At 52.8% G+C, this 16,835-nt stretch carries 13 protein-coding genes and 2 pseudogenes; 7 read left to right on the top strand and 8 right to left on the bottom strand.

The features are described from left to right. Positions 1-94, top strand: a pseudogene (locus tag IE065_RS18305) (IS5/IS1182 family transposase); the annotation flags it as partial. Between the two features lie 575 nt (positions 95-669). Here IE065_RS18305 and IE065_RS18050 read toward each other — a convergent pair. The 5 genes and pseudogenes from IE065_RS18050 to IE065_RS12030 all read right to left on the bottom strand — a co-directional run. Further along, positions 670-858, bottom strand: a pseudogene (locus tag IE065_RS18050) (hypothetical protein); the annotation flags it as partial. 118 nt (positions 859-976) lie between these two features. Continuing rightward, a complete protein-coding gene (gene tnpB / locus IE065_RS12045) occupies positions 977-1,321 on the bottom strand; it encodes an IS66 family insertion sequence element accessory protein TnpB (RefSeq protein WP_189515387.1) in 345 nt (114 codons plus the stop codon). After that, positions 1,260-1,583: an IS66 family insertion sequence element accessory protein TnpA gene (gene tnpA / locus IE065_RS18395; RefSeq protein WP_425491909.1), complete on the bottom strand. Its 324-nt coding sequence runs from the start codon at positions 1,581-1,583 to the stop codon at positions 1,260-1,262. Before tnpA ends, tnpB begins: the two co-directional genes overlap by 62 nt. A gap of 61 nt (positions 1,584-1,644) precedes the next feature. After that, entirely contained in the window at positions 1,645-1,827 is a 183-nt protein-coding gene (locus IE065_RS12035; RefSeq protein ID WP_189515383.1) for a hypothetical protein, read from the bottom strand. A gap of 118 nt (positions 1,828-1,945) precedes the next feature. Next, entirely contained in the window at positions 1,946-3,562 is a 1,617-nt protein-coding gene (locus IE065_RS12030) for an aspartate:alanine exchanger family transporter (RefSeq protein ID WP_189515381.1), read from the bottom strand. A gap of 102 nt (positions 3,563-3,664) precedes the next feature. Here IE065_RS12030 and IE065_RS12025 point away from each other — a divergent pair, with 102 nt between their 5' ends. After that, positions 3,665-5,455, top strand: coding sequence for a cation:proton antiporter (locus tag IE065_RS12025; RefSeq protein ID WP_200163217.1), 1,791 nt, complete (start codon positions 3,665-3,667; stop codon positions 5,453-5,455). A 176-nt stretch (positions 5,456-5,631) separates the two neighbouring features. On the opposite strand, the gene ppdK is transcribed toward IE065_RS12025, so the two are convergent. Continuing rightward, positions 5,632-8,391, bottom strand: a complete 2,760-nt coding sequence (ppdK, locus tag IE065_RS12020; RefSeq protein WP_189515377.1) for a pyruvate, phosphate dikinase — start codon at positions 8,389-8,391, stop codon at positions 5,632-5,634. Between the two features lie 166 nt (positions 8,392-8,557). Between ppdK and tatC the strand changes: the two genes are divergently transcribed. The 5 genes from tatC to IE065_RS11995 all read left to right on the top strand — a co-directional run bounded on the left by tatC (position 8,558) and on the right by IE065_RS11995 (position 14,558). After that, entirely contained in the window at positions 8,558-9,385 is an 828-nt protein-coding gene (gene tatC / locus IE065_RS12015; protein ID WP_189515375.1) for a twin-arginine translocase subunit TatC, read from the top strand. A 25-nt stretch (positions 9,386-9,410) separates the two neighbouring features. Next, positions 9,411-10,313 (top strand): helix-turn-helix domain-containing protein, encoded by a 903-nt coding sequence (locus IE065_RS12010; RefSeq protein ID WP_189515373.1) that lies wholly within the window; start codon positions 9,411-9,413, stop codon positions 10,311-10,313. A 204-nt stretch (positions 10,314-10,517) separates the two neighbouring features. After that, positions 10,518-11,318 carry a PEP-CTERM sorting domain-containing protein gene (locus IE065_RS12005; RefSeq protein ID WP_189515372.1) on the top strand — a complete coding sequence of 267 codons (801 nt, stop codon included), beginning with the start codon at positions 10,518-10,520 and terminating at the stop codon, positions 11,316-11,318. A 57-nt stretch (positions 11,319-11,375) separates the two neighbouring features. Next, entirely contained in the window at positions 11,376-13,475 is a 2,100-nt protein-coding gene (locus IE065_RS12000; RefSeq protein ID WP_200163218.1) for a sulfatase-like hydrolase/transferase, read from the top strand. A gap of 642 nt (positions 13,476-14,117) precedes the next feature. Then, positions 14,118-14,558 carry an SRPBCC family protein gene (locus IE065_RS11995; protein ID WP_189515369.1) on the top strand — a complete coding sequence of 147 codons (441 nt, stop codon included), beginning with the start codon at positions 14,118-14,120 and terminating at the stop codon, positions 14,556-14,558. A gap of 27 nt (positions 14,559-14,585) precedes the next feature. Here the strand turns inward: IE065_RS11995 and IE065_RS11990 are convergent, their stop codons facing one another. Further along, on the bottom strand, positions 14,586-15,209 hold the full coding sequence (locus IE065_RS11990) for a hypothetical protein (RefSeq protein WP_189515361.1): 624 nt from the start codon (positions 15,207-15,209) through the stop codon (positions 14,586-14,588). Positions 15,210-15,297: 88 nt separating this feature from the next. Beyond that, positions 15,298-16,500, bottom strand: a complete 1,203-nt coding sequence (locus tag IE065_RS11985) for a hypothetical protein (RefSeq protein WP_189515359.1) — start codon at positions 16,498-16,500, stop codon at positions 15,298-15,300. Positions 16,501-16,835: the final 335 nt, after the last annotated feature.

The following is a 16,835-nucleotide window of genomic DNA, read 5'->3' as shown; positions in this document are numbered from 1 at the left end:
CTACGAGACAAACACCGACTCGTCTGTGGCGATGATTCATATCGCCATGACGCGACTCATGATCAAACGAATCGCAAACAAGAAGAATTTTTAGACGCCCTCTAAGATTAATTAAATTTTCGGTTCAGTTTACGTAATTACATCAATTGAAAAATACTGGTGTCGCAGTAGTAATTAGGAACTATTCCGCAACAAGCTACGTTCAAGAGGGTGATAGCAACGGGATTCTCCGCGCAATTGAGCTATTCATTGGACTGCCAAATTGACCTGCTCCCCATAGGGTCGAGGATATCACCGAGGCGCTTTGGGGCGTGAAGGTTGGGCCGTCCACGGTCAGCGACCTCAACCAGAAGATTTACGCACAAATCGAAGAGTGGCGCAACCTGCCGATTGAGCGGCATGTGCTGCACGTATTTGCTTAACACGATCCACGCGAGCAGGCCCGCCGAGGCGTAGCTGCCGTCGATCACACGCGGGGGGAGCCGTAACGATGACCGGCGGCTGAGAACGATCCGCCTTGCGCCGATACTTGGGCCGCACGATGCAGCGCTTGAAGAGCTTCGGCGGGTGGATATCGACCTCAAACGTTTCTTCCTGGCTGATCTGATCAAAGGACTCGGGCTCGGCCTGGACTTCCTCCGGCTCGATCACGATGGTCTCTTCCACGGGCAGATCCTTGAAACGTTCGGCGGATGTTTCGTGCTTGCCCACCTTGGGAACGCGACGCTCGTAAGCAATACTCTGCGTTGCAGAGTTTTCTAACTGACGCTCCAACTCATCGAGTTGCAGGCGCAGCTGCGCGGCATCCAGTCGCTCGCTTTTACCCGAACCAAAGAGCTGCTGCTTGAGCCAAGACACTTGCTCTTTGAGAAGATTGTTTTCCAACTATAGCTGCTGGATCAACTCGGCGTTGGACATGCGCCCATGCCAATGATGAACGCATCAATGTCAACTCACTTTGCAAAGCAAAGCCTGTCTAAGTTTCATACCAAGCCTTTTGCATGTCATCCTTCAGGTCAATGCCTTCGATCAGCATTGTCAGCGCCGCTGGCTTGATCGTGAGCTTACGCTTATCGCTGCCCAACGACCAGGTCAACCGACCTTGCTCAATGCGTTTAGCCAACACCCACACGCCAGTGCCGTCAAAATAAAGCAGCTTGAGTCGATTACGGCTTTTGTTCGTAAAGGCAAATAACGCACCGCACTTGGGATCTTCACCCAGGTGATCACGCGCCACCGCCCAAAGACCATCAAACTGCTTACGCATGTCCACCGGCTCTACCGCCACAAAGATCCGGAGTTGATGGGACAGTGTTAGCATCGAAGCGCCTTGGCCAAAGCAGCCAACGATGCAGCATCGCCGCCGCGTAGCACCATCCCATCAGGCAAACGAACCTCCAAAACCGATGGTGAAGCTGAAAGCATCGACACCTCCTGAAAAGACTCACGCACTTGGACTCGCCTTCGCCCGGCTTCTTTCGCCGACGCAACTTGAGCCAGTAAACCAGCGTGCTGTAAGCAAGCCCATGCTGCTCAGCGAAAGCCTTCTGCGTCAGCCCACTGACACCATAAGCCTCCAGCAAACGTTCACGCTCAGCCTCGCTCTCGATGCGCCGACCACAACTGTCACGCTTCAAACCTGTATCAATTCATCAACCAACCTTCCAGACTAACGTATAAGGTGGAACAGTTTGCGTAGTGAGACCAAGATGTCTCCGCCATTGCCACTCGCGACACGGCAAGTACGAGCAGGTGCTTGAAGTCATATACTTCGCTATAGGTCGCGATGCTGTAGCCGAGATAGATGCTGATGGTTTCTGAGATCATTGCTGTGGCTGAGTCTTAAATAATTGCGCATGCTTTATTCCTTCCAAGTGTCCCCAACATATTTTGGCGAATTCGGGGGCCAACGTTCAATTTATGACGTCAGAGAGGATGATTTTCGTTAAGAGAGTGCCTCGACGAGGACTTTGGCGAAAACAGTCATCATGATGAGAGCGATTGGATAGGCGGTGGCGTAACTGACCACTGGAGACTGGGAATCAGTTTTCGCGGTGATGGCACCTAAGGCCGGTGTAGACGTCATGCCGCCACAAATGCCACCCAGAGCCTGTAAGATGTTCATTTTGAAGCATTTCGTGGCCAAGGGCAGGGCGATTGCAATTGGTGCGACCGTGAGGACTGCGCCCATCAGGAATAGCGTGATGCCATATTGCTGTAAGGTTTCGATCATCGCGCCGCCGCCTTTGACGCCAGCGTCAGCTAAGAAGAGAACCAAGCCGAGGTCTTGTAGTAGCATCCGAGTGGGACGTGGAATATGCCCCACTATCCGCCCGACTCGCCCAAAATGGCCGAGCACCAGGCCTGTAATTAGCGGCCCACCCGCTAAGCCAAGCGTCAGCGGACTGCCGCCGGGTAGCGTGATCGGAATCAGCCCCACGATGATCCCCAGTGCCAAGCCGAGGGAGAGCGACAGTAGGTCGGTTTCACCCATGGAGTTGCTCCGGTGGCCAACGGTCTCGGCGTATTCTTTGAGGGCTTCGGGGCGGCCTACGACCGTCAGTATGTCGTGAGTTTCGATCACGGTTGCTGCGTTGGGCACGAAAGTAAGGCCGAGCCGAGAAATTCGCGTAATAACTACGCCGTGATTCTTGAGCGGGGCCAAATCGCGGAGTGTTTTGCCCGTCACAGTTTTACTGGTGACGACCAATTCGCCCTTTTCGGTTTCCACGTCGCGGAGGGGGGACTGGTCGCAACGCCGGCCCAAGTAGTCTACTGCAATAGAGATTTCCTTGCTGAGCCCTACAAGCATCAGGCGTTGACCTTGATGAAAGACATCATCGTAGCTGAGTGGCTCAAGCTTCTCGCCCCGCTGAACTCGCGAGGCCTGGCAGGCATTGAACTGCGCTAAACCAGATTCCGAAATGCGTTTGCCCTCAAGGTTTGGGTTGGTGACTTCCACCAGAACATTGACGACGCGCATCTCGGCTTCACGGGGGTCCTTGGCTTCAACAGCGGCTTTTTTGAGGTCCCACTTTAGTACCTTGGGCAGCACCTGGATAACGATGACTACGCCCGCCACGCCAAACGGATACGCAATCCCGTAGCCGATAACCAAAGCGGATTCACCGGCACCTGTCAGGCTTTCACTGGCGGCTGCGAGGGCGGGCGTACTGGTAAGCGAGCCTGCGAAAATGCCCGCCGCTAGGTCTGCGGGTATATCGAGTATCATCGCCAGCGCATAGGCCAACGCAGTGCCTATTGATACAATGAGTAGCGCGAGTAAGGCCAGTTGGCTACCCTCGCGTGCAATGGCCGAGAAGAAACGACCACCCGCTCCGATACCCACGCAGTAAACAAACAGTACCAGGCCGACTGAGCCGATCGCGGCTGGTAGTTCAAAATGTAAATGACCCGCCAATAGTGCGGTGAACAACACGCCAGAGCTGCCGAGATTAACCCCCTTGATTGTCACTTGGCCCAGCAGTAGGCCGCTACCAATAATGACAAATAGCGCGATGAGCGGGTTGCTCATTAAGGTGTGAAAGACTCCGTGTTCCATGATTGTCGTTTAGTAGATCTAATCCTGAGATGTCATGCAATTAAAAATATTAATTATGTTTGTTGTTGCGCTGAGACTTGGAAATCAAAGCCTTATGCAGCGATGGAGGTGTCAATTTACGGAAGCCTGGCGTGGATTGTCGTCTTAGGCGCTATCGCACAATGGGTGGGTTGGAAATTAAAAATTCCGGCGATCTTGCTACTGCTGGGCGCGGGCTTTCTAGTCGGGCCGGTTTGTGGGTTTTTAGATCCAGACGAAGTGTTGGGCGACTTGTTGTTTCCCATCGTGTCTGCGGCAGTGGCTATTATTCTATTTGAAGGAGGGCTGACGCTCAAATTTTCTGACTTGCGAGAGTCTGGCCTAACGATCGTCCGCCTAGTATCACTCGGCGTAGTGGTAACGTGGGCACTGGTCTTCGTGATGGCTAAGACGCTGCTGGGCTTTGACGTGATGCTTAGTGCCTTGTTTGCGGCTTTGCTTACAGTGACGGGTCCCACCGTAATCGGGCCCATGCTGCGTACAATACGCCCTCGAGGCAAAGTAAAGTACATGGCCAAGTGGGAGGGCATTCTGAATGATCCGATTGGCGTCATTTTGGCAGTGTTAGTTTTTGAGGTGCTTATTGCAGGGCATGGAGCCAAGGGCGGCGAGATCATTATCATGGGCTTGCTCAAGACGGTTGCGATTGGCATTGGGTTGGCGGGGATCAGTGGTGGCCTGCTCCTTGGCTTGGTGAAGGTGAAGCTATTGCCGGAATTTTTGCATAACTTCGTGGTGCTGGCTTTGCTTTTAGGAGCATTTGGCGTGTCAAATCACCTCCAAGAGGAATCTGGTCTGCTGACGGTCACTTTATTCGGGGTCATCTTGGCCAACCAGAGGCTTCTCGATGTACGGCATATTTCGGCCTTTAAGGAGAATTTGCAGATCATGCTGATCTCCATGCTCTTCATCTTGTTGGCCGCACGTGTGGACCCGAAGACGGTGGATGCGATCAACTGGGGTAGCATGCTCTTTTTAGCGGGGCTAATTTTGATTGTGCGCCCAGCGGCGGTGCTGGTCTCAACAATTGGTTCGGGGACGAATTGGAAGGAGCGCGTGCTGCTCATGATGCTCGCCCCCCGTGGGATTGTGGCTGTGGCGCTGACATCACTCTTTACGCTAAAACTGGAGAACGCGGGCGTGCCAGAGGCAGCGAATATGATGGCCGTTATGTTGCTCGTTGTGGTGGGCACGGTTGGTTTTTACGGATTACTGGCTGCGCCTATGTCGTTTCGCCTAGGCTTGTCCAATCCCGATCCACAGGGCGTTCTCTTTGTGGGGGCCCATGACTGGGCGATCAGCATGGCAACGGAGTTGAATAAGATCGGCGGCGATGTCGTCCTTATCGACTCCAACCGCTTTCATGTCCACCGGGCCCGTCGTCAGGAGCTAATCGCGCATTCTGGTAACGTCTTTTCTGAGGAATTTCTGGAGGAACTTGATTTCTCCAATATTGGGCACGCCGTTGCCTTGACGGCCAATGACGAGGTCAATGCTTTCGCCCAAACTACGCTTCACGATTATATTGAGCGGGCAGACATCTATCATCTGCTGCCGGAGAAGCAGACCAATCCTCAGGATAACCAAGCGAAGAAAATGAACCCGCTTTTCTCCGATGAGGCTACCTATAGTTTCTTTGAAAAGCAGTTAGCCGCTGGTGCCACTTTTGAGCACATCACTTTGCGGGAAAATTTCGACATGGCCGCGTTCGACGAAGAATACGGCGCGCGCGCTATGCTGCTGTTCTGCATTGGTGAAGAGGGTGAGGTACGGATCTTTAGCGCCAAAACCAAGATTACGCCCAAGGAAGGCTCGACGCTACTCTTCCTAAAGCTCGCAGTTGAGCCGGAGTAAAAACCGAGGGGGGGGGCAAGTTGAGCTTTTGGCCTGTTCGCCGGGATGATTTGTGGGCGTTAGATGCTTTATGCTACTGTCTCTGGCTTGTCAGTGCCTCTAGGATTACAGGGCATAAAAAGTCCCGGCCGAAATCGACCGGGACTTTGTAAAGCAATTTGCTTTGCGTGGCAGATTTACTTCTTGTCAGCCAAGGCAGCCTGAGCGGCAGCAAGGCGGGCGACCGGCACGCGAGGCGGTGAGCAGGACACGTAGTTGAGGCCGACGCGGTGGCAGAACTTCACTGAGTTTGGCTCGCCGCCGTGTTCGCCGCAGATACCGAGCTTGATCTCAGGGCGCGTCGCGCGACCCTTATCAACACCCATCTGGACGAGTTGGCCGACACCAGTCTGGTCGATGCTGTCGAACGGATTCTGCGGAAGGATGTCGAGTTCCTTATAGTCCGGCAGGAAGCTGCCCGCATCGTCACGGCTCATACCGAGCGTGGTCTGGGTGAGGTCATTCGTGCCAAAGCTGAAGAACTCAGCTGATTCCGCAATTTCGTTGGCCGTGAGGGCCGCACGAGGGATTTCGATCATCGTGCCAACCATGTAAGGAATTTTCACCTTCTTGGCTTCCATGACTTCGGCAGCGACCTTGTGGACGACGGCGACTTGGAGATCAAGTTCCTTCTTAAAGCCGACGAGTGGGATCATGATTTCCGGGGAAACCTTGATCTTCTTCTTTGCGGTCAGGCAAGCTGCAGCAGCTTCGAAGATCGCACGCGCCTGCATCTCAGTGATTTCCGGATAGGTGATACCGAGGCGGCAACCCCGGTGGCCGAGCATTGGGTTCTGCTCATGCAGAGCCTTAACGCGGTCACTGACGAATTCCGGTGTGACACCAATAGCTTCGGCGATAGCGCGGCGAGCGGAGTCGTCGTGCGGCAGGAACTCGTGTAGAGGCGGGTCAAGGAGACGGACGGTCACTGGGCGGCCTTCCATGGCCTTGAAGAGACCCTTGAAGTCGTCACGTTGGAACTTGAGAAGCTTCTTGAGTGCCTTACGACGGTCAACTTCTTCGGTGGCCAGAATCATCTCACGCATGAACGTGATGCGGTCGCCTTCGAAGAACATGTGCTCAGTGCGGCAAAGGCCGATGCCTTCTGCGCCGAATGCAATGGCTTGCTTGGCTTGCGCGGGGGTGTCTGCATTGGTGCGGACGCCCATCGTGCGGTGCTTGTCAGCCCACTTCATAATCTGGTCGAACATTTGGTAGGTGTAGCTCTTGGCAGGCTTGAGCTTGCCATTGAACACCTGACTGACTTCCGAAGGAGCAGTCGGGATGGCACCGGCGAAGATGTGGCCGGAAGTACCGTCGATGGAGATGAAGTCACCTTCACGTAGGACCGTCTTGCCCACGGTGAGGGTCTTCTTGCCGTAGTCGATGACGACTTCGTGTGCGCCACAGACGCAGACCTTGCCCATTTGGCGAGCAACGAGAGCAGCGTGCGAGGAAACACCGCCACGGCTGGTCAGGATACCTTCCGAAGCAATCATGCCGCGGAGGTCTTCTGGAGAGGTTTCTACGCGGCAGAGAACGACCTTGTTACCCTTGGCGACTTGGGCTTCAGCGGCAGCAGCCGAGAAAACGACGTGACCCGAAGCGGCACCAGGACCGGCGGGAAGACCCGTGGTCAAAGGCTTGGCCTTCTTCAGTTCTGCTGGGTCGAAGATCGGCACGAGCAGGCTGGAGATCGAGTCGGCGGGGATGCGCTTCACGGCAGCGACATCGTCGATCAGCTTTTCCTTCACCATTTCGTAAGCGATGCGAACAGCGGCGAGGCCGGTGCGCTTACCGTTACGAGTTTGGAGCATGTAGAGTTTATTGTCTTCAACGGTGAACTCAAAGTCCTGCATGTCCTTGAAGTGTGCTTCGAGCTTGGCGCGAACTTCTTCGAGTTCGGCGTGCGCGTCAGGCATTTCTTCAGCAAGCTTAGAAATTTCCTTCGGCGTGCGAACGCCAGCAACGACGTCTTCGCCCTGAGCATTGATGAGGTACTCGCCGTAGAATACGTTTTCACCATTTGCGGGGTCGCGGGTAAAGGCTACACCGGTTCCTGAAGTATCGCCCAAGTTGCCAAATACCATGGCCTGAACGTTGACGGCGGTGCCCCATGCAGCTGGGATGCCATACTTCTGGCGGTAAAGGATCGCACGCTCGTTCTGCCAAGAGGAGAACACAGCGCCCACAGCGCCCCACAGCTGTTCATAAACGTTTTGTGGGAAAGCGGACTTGGTGACCTGCTTGATGAGCTTCTGATAGCGCTTGATGAGCTCCTTGAGGTCGTCTGCGGTCAGATCGCTGTCGTTTTTGATCTTAAGTTCCTTCTTGAGGCCATCCATGACTTCATCGAAGGGCTCGTGCGCATTTTCGTCAGCAGGCTGGACGCCCATAACGACGTCGCCATACATCTGAATGAAGCGGCGGTAGCAGTCGTAAGCGAAACGCTCGTTGCCAGACTTTTCAGCCAATGCAACAACGGTCTTATCGTTGAGGCCCAAGTTCAGGATGGTGTCCATCATGCCGGGCATCGACTCGCGAGCACCGGAGCGTACACCGAAGAGCAGCGGGTTCTTAGCGTCGCCGAAAATCTTCTTGGTCTGCTTTTCTACGTTGGCTACGGCTGCCTTGACCTCTGCGACGAGAGTTTTGGGGTAGCTGAGCTTGTTGTCGTAGAAGTAGGTGCAAACTTCAGTGGTTAGGGTAAAGCCCGGAGGAACCGGCAGCTTGATGCGGGCCATCTCGGCCAAATTCGCGCCCTTGCCGCCGAGCAGTTCCTTCATTTTGGAATTGCCCTGGGTTTTTCTACCGAACTCGTAGACGTATTGCACCGCTTTAGCCTTTGCGGCTTTTTTTGTAACGGCTTTCTTCGCCTTCTTCGTTTTAGTTGCCATCCTGTGTGATATGTGGGTTTACTTTTTGTGCGAGTATTTCTCAACCGAGTCGCTTGTGACGAAGCGGAAAAGACGTGACACAAAAGAGGTTTTGTAAACCCTGTCAACGATTTGCCGTCTAAGGTTGCTCTTATCTACGCATCCGTAACGCTAAAAACCATCTGAGATGAACACTGAACTCATGCCACCCGAACATGATGAACCTGAACATGAGGCAGGTAGCGTGATGGCATTTTGGGATCATGTGGAGGAATTGCGTTGGGTTTTGATCAAGAGCTTGGTCGCGTTTTTTCTCTCCTTTTGCCTAGTGCTAGCCGGGGCGGTCTGGTTTTCCGATGTGCTTCAGTGGCCGCTTGTCCAAGCCTACGAGATGATGGGCCAGTCAGGGCAAGATATTCAATTGCGCACGGATGGCCCAAATAATGTTTTCGCTTTTCTGATCCAATTAGGATTCTTCGGCTCAATCGCGCTGGCGTTGCCTTTCATGTTGTATTTCATGATCCAGTTCGTTGCGCCAGGGCTGACTTCGAAGGAGAAGCGCATTTTGCGCCCGGTTTTTTTATCGATCATTGGATTATTCTTTGCCGGGTTGCTGACGGCCTTTTTTCTGCTGGTGCCGTTCTACCTCTACATGTCATTGAAGTTCGAGGCCATGTTCCACTTCGCCTCATTTTGGACGCCCGTTAAGTATTACGGAATCGTTGTATGGACTTCGCTGGGGCTTGGCCTGCTGTTTCAGTCGCCACTGGTGATTATTCTGCTTATTTACTTGGATATCGTTTCGGCGGAGCAACTGCGTAAATCGCGCCGCTACGCGATGTTTATCATTCTCGTGATTGCGGCCTTACTGACGCCTGGCGGCGACCCATTTACTTTAGCCATTACGGCTGGTCCGCTCTATGCTCTTTATGAGAGCGCCGTCTTCATTGGCAGTCTGCTGCGTAAAAAGAAGGTCGCGGCGGAAGAGATTGAATGGGAGGACGATATTCGCTAATGGATGAATGATCACGAAATGTCCCATGGATAGCCCATCGCAGATGACGAGTAGCGCTGCCGCACGAATCAGTGATTGGTCACGTCTGCGCGTAGAGCTGCTTTGGGCTTATGAGGGGGTTATTCTTCCTCGTAATATCAGTCTACCAAGGGACATTGAGCCAGGTATCCCTGTTTATTTTATTCGTAAAGGCTCACTCACGATTGAAACGGAAAGCGGACAGCTTGAGGTGGGGGCTGGGAGTTGGGTGGTTATTACGCAAAAATTGCTCTGTCGCGATTTTGCATTGGATTCGGATATCATTTCGATCCGCTTTGTTCTGTCGCGACCAGATGGACGTTCGTTTTTCGATTCAGGAATGCCAAAAATTTTTCAAGATCAAGATCATCCAGAATTGAAACGCAATTCCGACGATTTGCTGACCAGCGTCAAACGGACGACGCCCGCTGCTTACGTATCGCTATGGAAGGAATGGAGCGACTTAGGAGGCTTTCTGCTCATTCAAGAGAATTTCTTTGCATGGCTGCGCTGTCTGACGGCGATCTGTGAAAAAGTGGATGCGGGCCTTGACAGCTTGGAGACAATCGACGAGCGAACCCAGCGTGCGCTGCGGTTTTTGGATTCAGAGAAACTGACGACAAATCTGCGTGAAGCGACCATCGCCGAGGCTGCTGGTCTAAGCGTCAGCCAACTGAACCGGCTTTTTATCAAGGGGTTAGGCGAAACGCCTAAGCAATATTGGGACCGTCGTAAATTAAACGCGGCCATCTCGTTACTTTCCAGCTCCGTTACTCCGATCAAGTTGCTTGCGAATGACTTGGGTTTTACATCGCAGAATTATTTTGCCCGTTGGTTTCGTGCTCAGACGAAGCTTTCTCCGCGGGAATATCGAGAGAAATTCAGCCAAGAGTGGCGAAGATACGATTGAGGGTAGGAGTCCTTAATACGGGGAATGGATGATTAACGAGTATCAAATTTTGCGTTAATAGTGCTACTCTGTTGCCTTGTGGCATCGTCCGGGCCCTGCCATATTGAATGGGTAGGCTTCAATATTAACCCCATCGATTTATTTACTATGCAAGTCCCTAGAAAAAATCTCTTTGTTTCAGTTGTTCTTGGCACAGGTCTCCTGATGACAGCTCAAGCACAAGTGCTCATGCTCAACTTTCGGGCTACGGGCGCTCCAACTGGAGCTAACCTGACGAATAGCCCTTACAATACTGAGAATCCTTCTTTCTCCGATACGACTTGGAATAATCGCTCAAACAGCGACGTCGCCTCCGGTTTGTTTTGGGCTGATGGTAGCGCCTCTACGGGAGTTGGATATAATTTGGGCATCGCCGATTTGGCCACCAGCACAATAGTTGATCTATCTAGTGAAGTTGGTAAGTCCAGCAACTTGGGCAGCGATACCAATACGGGTATTTATGTGGGTAATTCGGTTGCCACTGGCGGCATTTTTGATGGCACTGCGGCGGATCGCCTACAAGTCGGCTTACAGATTACTGGCTTGGCCGCAGGTACATACGAAATTTATGTAACGGGTCGCAACACGAACGGCCAAAGCTCTGGAATACTTCCATATACCTTTTATGCAGGGACTGGCACGGCGGGACAAAATTTTGACTTTTCGGGTTACAATAGCGAGAGCGTCACCTTTAACGGCACGGCAAGCACGGAATCGTGGATAGAAGCCGGTGAAACGGATGGCAACTATGGGAAGTTCACAATCACGTTGGCCGCCGGAGAAGCGATAAACATCGTTTCTAACGGCGATGGCGGAAAAGCGACTTCGAGTAGCCCAGTTGGCTCTGCAAATCGTGGTTTCCTGAACTCCGTGCAGATCGTGTCGATTCCAGAGCCTCATACTTGGGCCTTGATCCTTGGCTTGGGTGCGTTGGCTGTTGTGTCGATACGTCGTCGCCAAGTATAAGTTTTACATACATGGCGCGTTGGAGAAATCCCAACGCGCCATTTTAATCTTAAAAATATGCCTCGAATTTTGACGCTCTCCTTGTTTGCGTTCATGTTGCTATCAACTGGGTATGCTGCGAACGATGCCCGCCCGAACTTTCTAATCATCCTTGCGGATGATCTCGGCTATGAGGGACTTGGTTGTTATGGTGGCTTGAGCTACGAGACGCCAGAGCTTGATGTGATGGCGGCGGAGGGGTTACGTTTTTCCCGCGCCTACACGAGCCCGGTTTGCTCTCCGACGCGCGTGAGCCTGCACACGGGCCTCTACACCGCGGACCATGGCCAAACCGATGTGTTGCCGGTGCATGTTGGCACGTCGAAATACGTGGACTTCACCGCAATGCCGACTTTTGCCCAACTGTTCCAGGCTGATGGCTACCAGACTTCGACCACGGGCAAATGGCAGCTCGCCACACTGACCGAGCACCCGGCCCACATTGCTAACGCGGGTTTCGACTCTTGGTGTGTCTGGCAGATCTGGGACGGTGCCGCGAAGACTTCGCGTTACTACAATCCGTATTACAATCAAGACGGTGCCGTGCGCAACGATATCGCGGACGAGTTTGGCCCGGATGTTATGGGTCAGTATGTAAAAGGGAGAATGGCGACGGCGAACGCAGACGGCGAGCCGTTCATGATTGTCCACAACATGGTACTACCGCATAGCCCGATCGTGACGACACCGGCGGATAAGGCGGTGGGGCGGGGTGGCTCTTTGGGCAACATGATCAACTACATGGATATGCTGGTCGGCGAATTATTAGACGAGGTGGAGACGCTTGGCATTCGCGAGAATACCTACGTATTTTTCATCGGAGATAACGGCACGGATACCGGGGCTACGCGCCAAACTGTCGATGGTAACGTCTCTGGTGGCAAGCGAGACCTGAGCGACATCGGGACGCATGTGCCGTTCATTGTGTGGGGGCCGTCGACCATCCCAGTGGGAGTGGAAAATGACTTGGTCGACATTACTGATGTCTTCCCCACGGTCTGCGCGCTGGCGGGTGTTGAGATTCCCAGCTCGATCCACTACCGAGGCCGGAGCATTGCGCCACAGCTTGAGGGGAGGGAAGGCATGCAGCGCGAGTGGGTGCACCAGGGCATCGCGAATGGCCAATCAATATTCGATGGAGAGTGGCGCCTTAACAAGGACGGCACGCTTTTGCATTCTCGCGACTTACCAATCGAAACCGAGGTCACCACGCCGACGCCAGAGAGCGACGCGGCACGCGAAAAATTGGAACGAGTCTTTGATTACATCGACGGCAATTTGCAAAGCAACAGCGGCCAGGTAATCGACAACGACGATACTCTTGCGGTGACTGTAACGGGGGAGTGGAAACACTCCAGCAGCACCTCGGGATACATTGGCTCGGATTACATCCATGATCTCAACTCTGGCCAAGGAACAAAATCCGTGACCTTTCTTTTTACGGCTGGGTTAAGTAGCTCCTACACGGTTGATATGCGTTGGACGAGCGGGACGAATCGCGCAACTAATACGCTAGTCGAAGTCATTTCGCCCAGTGGTTCGCAGAGCTTTACCCTGAACCAGCAAACGAACGGCGGGCAATGGAACGCCTTGGCGTCGGTCTCGCTGAGGGGGGGGGAGGAGATGGAGGTGCGCATCCACAATACGGGGGCCAATGGCTACGTGATCGTCGACGCCCTGCGCATTCAATCGTCCGGTACGCGTGATTTTCTGGAATGGTTAGCAATCAATTTTAATGCGGATGCCCTCCTGGATTCAGCGCAGGCTGACACCCTTTGGGGCCAAGCCGCTGATCCCGACGCCGACGGTTTCTCGAACCTGCTGGAATACGCCCTCGGGGGAAACCCACAGCGTAGCGACCAGCCAAATTTCACTATAGATTTCAATTGGTCCGCCGCTACTACCACCTTTCACGTGCTCATGCGAAAGAGCAACGGCTTCCTGACGGTTAGTCCGCAATACTCGACGACGCTCGCCAGCGACTGGACGCCTCTGGAGCCTCTCTTCGAGGTGGTGGCTTCGATGCCCATCGACTACTATCACGACGAAGTCACCTACGCCTATGCGGGCGGTTTACCCGCGCCTAGTCCGCTGTTCATTCGTCTTTCAGCAGATTAGTGGGGGGGGGCCATTTATTGGATAACGTGGAAGTGTCTCAATACTGAAGCGCGGAGCGCGTAACGGAGTTGATATCACTACCTAGTTCGGTGTTCTCATTCTTCGACAAGCTTACACTCGTTTCTAATGATTTCTAGCTTAATACAAAAGTAGTATCCAGCATAAACCCAAAATCTCATTCTATCGCCCCTTGGAACCATTTTCTTATGTAATTCTTTATAGCGGAGAGGATCGCAATAGACCGCTGATGCCTTTTCGGCTGGATCATGAGAGACCTTAAATTTCTCTCCTTTTTTCAGTATTCGATCATGCCCTCCTGTGAACGGGGCTCTCCATGATGTCATGCAGATTATTGGGATATCCGTGTTCGTCTCATAGATTTGGCCTTGGGTAATCATTTCTTTTTTTGCAGAACAGGTTCGTGTACGCGTACAGTGCGTGTTTTTCGATAACAGTCACACGTTGATGGGGGCGGCGTGATTCCTAATTTCATCGAATGGTAATTGCCTTAGCAATATCATTTTGTGAAACGAAGCAGCGCGTTGATACGATGGAATCCGTGATTCTAAGAATGTGCTGATTCAGGCGGAAATACTCGAAAGCACTCTTGTCTTGCTGACTTATGGCAAGTAGTAATGCGGCATGAATCAGTTGCATTTTGAGATTCACATCGAAGCTCCCAAGGAAAATGTTTGGGAAAAAATGTTGAGTCCCGAGCCTTTTAAGGAATGGACTGCGGTATTCTCAGTAGGCTCGTATTACGAAGGCAACTGGGAGGAAGGCTCCGAAATCCGTTTTCTCACTCCGAAAGGCGATGGCATGATCTCACGCGTCATGGTGAATCGGCCATACGAATTTATATCGCTTGAGCACTTGGGCGTTATCAACGAAGGCGTGGTCGACACCGAGAGCCCAAAGGTTAAGGCGTGGGCACCCGCTTATGAGAACTACAGCTTTAGCGAAGGCAATGGAGTGACGACGGTGATGGTCGACATTGAGATAATGCCGGGCCACGAGAAGGTTTTTGAGGGGGTATGGCAACCCGCTTTGGCTAAGCTCAAGGAGATCTGTGAGGCCAACTGAAACACCGTAATCCTGCTTTGGCCGGTTTTATTCCTCGATCTCGTGTTCGGAGTGCTGGGATTCGTCCGCACTGGTTTCCGTGATTGGCTCAACTTCTGTCGCTTTGGGTTCCGTGGCCTCAGCAGGAGCGGCAGGTGCGGCTTGCGCATCGAGGGTGGCCAGCAAGGCGTCGTAGGCACCGGGTTGGGAGAATATGTAGAAGCCAGTGATGCGTGCCGGGCCGCCGATTTTGTAGCCGATGACATTGGCTGAGTCGACGATTGCGATGCGCTTGGTTATTATAAATCCATCTTTTTGGAGGTCTTTGCTAATGGCGGTCAGGGCCTTGGTCGAGCGTTCGGTGGATTGCTTGATGAGTTGGGACTTCTTGCCAAAGGCGTAGAAGGGGATTTTGAAAATGATGGTCGAGCCATCTTCACTGGCACCGAACACCATTTCCTCGCCGTTGACCATGGCTTCGCGAGTGGGCCCGAGCCGCCAGGTGTCACGCTCAAGCGGGTAAGGGGTGCGGTTGTCAATCGAGACCGCATTGACGGTGTCGAGCTTGGCTCCGTTGTAGTCAAATTCTCTGGCCGAATGACAGCCCGACAAGGCTAGACCAAGGAGGCCGATTAACACGAGCACGGTGTTGCGAGAGACGATCGAATTCATAGGACGGCAGCTCTAGCAGCATTGCGATCCAGATCAAAGACGAAAGACGCAGTTCACACGATCGTCACAGTCCAACGCCAACCTTGATTCATTTACGACGAACAATCAAACCAAAGGCCGCGATACCTAAGATAAGCGCGTAAGTGGATGCTTCTGGAACAGACGTGTAGGACAGGATGCCAGTGGTCTCAGAGAAGGCGAATCCGCTTCCGTTGGTCCAAATATTGGATAACTCCGTAAAGCCGTTTACGTTAAAGGTTTCCGTAATGTTTTCGTTCAGGTTATTAACATCAACGATGAGCCAGGTGTTTCCATCGGTCAAATCAGCGCCAGTGAGATTAAAGATGAACTCACCCTCGAGATTGGTGGTGGTGTCATTTACGCCATCGCCTGTAATAGAATTGTTAACACCATTTGCGCCGATGGTGAATTCCATGGAAGAGGTGTCGTCCAGGGTGAAGGCACCGGAGCCGATTGAGGCGATGTTGAGCTGGTCAACAATCGCACCGCTGAAGGTCGTGGTTTTATTGTCACCACCAACGCGCAACATCGAATTGGCCTCGCCGGAAACAGTTCCGCCGCCAGTGAATAAGCTAATTGTCTGAGTTAAGCCTGAGCCGAATTCAACCCGACCACCCGTATTAACGGCTAAGCTGCGCTTCGTGCCATCGAAGGCGTTTCCGGTAAGGCGGAGCGTGCCCCCTGAGTTGACGGTTGTATTCTTTAGCTTGGCTGAAACGCTACCGGTGTAAATTAACGTGCCTTCGTTAACGGTCAGGACTGCATCGAGTCGGTTGGCAGTCATGGTGCCAGTGCCTGTTTTAGTCATTGGGCCGCCAGCGGTAATTGCATTAACCAAGAGTGTGCCGTTGACATTGAAATTTCCGTTAAAGGAGCCAGTGTTATTCATTGTTGCACTTGCGCCGGAATCGACCACGACATCCACTGTGGTGCCAGTATCATCAAGAGTGCTGCCCGAGAAAATGACATTACCGTTCTTAACGGTAAGGCTCGAAATTAATTGCGTGCTAGAGACTGTAATATTCGCTGCTGCTGCATCCGCGCCAGCCGAAAAGATGACATTAGTGCTGCCGCCAGTTGTATAATCAACCGTGGCAATTGAGCCCGAGGAATCAGTGGTCCAGAAAGGTGTCGTATCGGTATCCCATATGCCATCAGCGGGATTGCCGGCACCGGGCGTTGCGCCATTGGTGTCCCAATAAAGCTGAGCGTTGAGTGCAGCCGGGAGGAGAGTCGACAACAAGGCCGAGAGTATTAGTGCTTGTTTCATGGGGATGCTTCGTGTCTTAGGGTTGATTTATAAGGCGATGAGGCCGATGGGGGGGGGCTAAAATTTAATACTACGGAATTATCAGACGTTTACGTTTTTTTTTCAATAAACAATGCACGCAATAAGTTGCATGGGTGGCATTTTGTGATGGTTGGCGTGTCTTAATGAGTCGAATTCGCAACTAGTTGCATAGTGAGTTACTTGTCTACCCTGGTCAAATGTGGAATTCCCTTCCACTTTCTGCCGCGCGCCGATTCAGTCGCCGAAATTGCATGTTTCAGTGTTATGAATGAGTCCAGCTTCGGCGGCAGCTCTCGATACTCTATGAGGCAGAT

The organism is Cerasicoccus arenae, from assembly GCF_014651635.1.
GTDB classification, from domain to species: Bacteria; Verrucomicrobiota; Verrucomicrobiia; order Opitutales; family Cerasicoccaceae; genus Cerasicoccus; species Cerasicoccus arenae.
Note: the sequence above shows the minus strand (reverse complement) of the source record. Positions and strands in the feature narration are given on the sequence as shown.

Coding starts and splice junctions, on each gene's coding strand:
- tnpB (WP_189515387.1), bottom strand. CDS start 1,321: ATGCTAACACTGTCCCATCAACTCCGGATCTTTGTGGCGGTAGAGCCG.
- IE065_RS12035 (WP_189515383.1), bottom strand. CDS start 1,827: ATGATCTCAGAAACCATCAGCATCTATCTCGGCTACAGCATCGCGACC.
- IE065_RS12030 (WP_189515381.1), bottom strand. CDS start 3,562: ATGGAACACGGAGTCTTTCACACCTTAATGAGCAACCCGCTCATCGCG.
- IE065_RS12025 (WP_200163217.1), top strand. CDS start 3,665: ATGGAGGTGTCAATTTACGGAAGCCTGGCGTGGATTGTCGTCTTAGGC.
- ppdK (WP_189515377.1), bottom strand. CDS start 8,391: ATGGCAACTAAAACGAAGAAGGCGAAGAAAGCCGTTACAAAAAAAGCC.
- tatC (WP_189515375.1), top strand. CDS start 8,558: ATGAACACTGAACTCATGCCACCCGAACATGATGAACCTGAACATGAG.
- IE065_RS12010 (WP_189515373.1), top strand. CDS start 9,411: ATGGATAGCCCATCGCAGATGACGAGTAGCGCTGCCGCACGAATCAGT.
- IE065_RS12005 (WP_189515372.1), top strand. CDS start 10,518: ATGACAGCTCAAGCACAAGTGCTCATGCTCAACTTTCGGGCTACGGGC.
- IE065_RS12000 (WP_200163218.1), top strand. CDS start 11,376: ATGCCTCGAATTTTGACGCTCTCCTTGTTTGCGTTCATGTTGCTATCA.
- IE065_RS11995 (WP_189515369.1), top strand. CDS start 14,118: ATGAATCAGTTGCATTTTGAGATTCACATCGAAGCTCCCAAGGAAAAT.
- IE065_RS11990 (WP_189515361.1), bottom strand. CDS start 15,209: ATGAATTCGATCGTCTCTCGCAACACCGTGCTCGTGTTAATCGGCCTC.
- IE065_RS11985 (WP_189515359.1), bottom strand. CDS start 16,500: ATGAAACAAGCACTAATACTCTCGGCCTTGTTGTCGACTCTCCTCCCG.